The organism is Thermoclostridium caenicola, from assembly GCF_900142095.1.
Lineage (GTDB): Bacteria > Bacillota > Clostridia > DSM-8532 > DSM-8532 > Thermoclostridium_A > Thermoclostridium_A caenicola.
Genome location: NZ_FQZP01000104.1, coordinates 1 through 1,631, shown reverse-complemented (window position 1 = coordinate 1,631; position 1,631 = coordinate 1). Strand labels below are relative to the sequence as shown.

Annotated in this window: 1 protein-coding gene; it reads left to right on the top strand. The window is 43.3% G+C overall.

What is annotated here, in order from left to right:
- Positions 1-94: 94 nt before the first annotated feature.
- Positions 95-1,339 (top strand): ISNCY family transposase, encoded by a 1,245-nt coding sequence (locus tag F3H12_RS13050; protein ID WP_188118541.1) that lies wholly within the window; start codon positions 95-97, stop codon positions 1,337-1,339.
- Positions 1,340-1,631: the final 292 nt, after the last annotated feature.

Below are 1,631 nucleotides of genomic sequence, written 5' to 3'. Positions count from 1 at the left end.
TGTCTTTATCGTATGATAATTTCACCCTTAAGATTATCGCGTGAATATTTCACCCCCCACATATATTTGATAGTCTTAAAGGATGGTATACACAATGAATGATGAGGAATTAAAAAAGCTTCATGTTATCAATTGTGCATTGGAGGGAAGACTTACAGTTTCACAAGCTGCTAATGCATTAGGTTTGTCCGAACGCCGTATTAAACAGTTAAAAAAGGAGGTCAAAGAACGCGGTGTTCAATCCATAATTCATGGAAATAGAGGGCGCAAACCTGTTCATACAATTGATAGCAAGCTTGCCCAGCGGATTGTCGAACTCAAAAACTCATATGCGTATCAGGAGGCCAACTTCCTTCATTTTCAGGAACTCCTTGAAGAATATGAGGGTATCAAAATCTCATACTCGGCACTCTATGATATCCTGCGCAAAGCAAACATCAAAAGCCCTAAGAAACACCGTAAGACTAAGAAACACCACAGAAGAAAGAGGAAGGCCTCTGCAGGCATGATGCTGCAGGCTGATGGAACACCTCATGATTGGTTTGGTATAGGTAAAAAGTATGCGCTTCACGGCTTCATTGATGACGCTACAGGATCAATTACCGGGCTATATATGTGTGAAAACGAATGCCTTTTGGGTTACCTGGAAGTCACCCGACAAACCCTCAAAAACTTCGGTATACCCCTTAGCCTCTATCCCGACAAGTATAGTGTATTCTTTCCTAATCCTACAAAGAAGTACGATCTTACCATCGATGAACAGCTTAGGGGCGTTACAAAAGCTGTGACCCAATTTGGCCGGATTATGGATGAGTTAGGCATTGAGATGTTTCCAGCCTCCTCTCCCCAGGCAAAAGGCCGTATAGAACGGTTGTGGGAAACATTGCAAAGCAGGCTTGTGACGGAATTCCGTATACACAATATCACGACAATAGAACAGGCCAATAAATTCCTGCCGGGCTACATAAAAAAGTACAACAAAAAGTTTGCCATCCCTGTCAGTGACCAGAATACCTCGTTCCTGCCGCTGCCCGAGAACATTAATTTGAATACGCTCCTGTGCGTAAAAATCGAACGGACCACCGATAACGCTGGAGTCTTTTCGATCAATAACTGCAAATTCTCCGTTGATTCCAGAGAGGTTCCTCCAAAAGCCAAAATTACCGTCTTAATCAGTAAAAATGGCGGAATGAAAGCGTTGTACAAGGGTAAGTTGTTTAAGGTCTCAGGTGTGGATTATGCTGCAAACGAGGACACTATGCAAAACGGTAAAGTTCTCACCAAAGGCATTAAACAGCTCATAGATGAGTATTTTTTCAAAAATGCAAAAGCAGCTTAAATCTCGTTACCATTAACGTATGATATGAATTGGCTGGAACATTACTGTCAGTTCAGGTGGCTGTCAAGGGCGCGCTTGCGCGTTCACTTTACCCTTGACAGCCTTAGTACATTATCCTTTTGTCTCCCGGTCAGCTTCATGCTGACCGGCTGCCCTCCGGCGAGGATGGGGTGCAGGGGCAACGCCCCTGCCATGACCAGGAAATTGCGTAACCTAACTTATGGGTAGGGGGTGAAATTTTCATGCGATAAATTTGACCCATTTAGGGTGAAATATTCAAAAAGTATTGACA

Excerpts from the sequence above, each read along its gene's own strand:
- F3H12_RS13050 (WP_188118541.1), top strand. The coding sequence starts at position 95 with ATGAATGATGAGGAATTAAAAAAGCTTCATGTTATCAATTGTGCATTG.